Origin of the sequence: Magnetococcus sp. PR-3, from assembly GCF_036689865.1 — a bacterium.
Classification (GTDB): Bacteria; Pseudomonadota; Magnetococcia; order Magnetococcales; family Magnetococcaceae; genus Magnetococcus.
The window spans coordinates 1-496 of sequence record NZ_JBAHUQ010000088.1; the positions used below are offsets into that span (position 1 = coordinate 1).

1 protein-coding gene is annotated in these 496 nt (G+C 46.4%); it reads left to right on the top strand.

Annotated features, from left to right (window positions below; genetic code table 11):
* Nucleotides 1–443 (top strand): transposase (locus V5T57_RS20665; RefSeq protein ID WP_332893166.1); only part of this gene is annotated, 443 nt, incomplete at its 5' end.
* Nucleotides 444–496: the final 53 nt, after the last annotated feature.

The window sequence follows — 496 nt, forward strand, 5'->3', positions numbered from 1 at the left end:
GTGAAGGTTATCGACAGTACCACTCTGCCCCAAAAGTATGTAAGCGGTGTGCACTTTTATTTCGTTGCACTCAATCAGCCAATCACACCAAGGTTCTGACCCGACATGTGTGGGAAGAGAGTAAAGAGCGTATTAATGCGAATCGCTATACGCCATGGGGCAAGCAGATCTACAAGCGGCGCAAGGAAACCGTCGAGCGAAGCTTTGCTGATGCCAAGCAACTGCATGGGTATCGTTATGCCCGCATGCGAGGCTTAAGCAAAGTAAGGGAGCAGTGCTTGTTAACTGCGGCTTGCCAGAATATGAAGAAGATAGCCCTGATCAGGGCTTTAATTAGACGCTTTTTGGTCAATAAAAAACCCAATAAGCCCTTTGATCGCTGCCTGAATGTATTCAGAAGGTTTTTCCAAAATTCTCCCCAATTGACTCCGCTTACATCATAGCTTTGCGCAAAAACAAACCCCGCCTCAAAAAAGACGGGGTTTGTAATCAATCT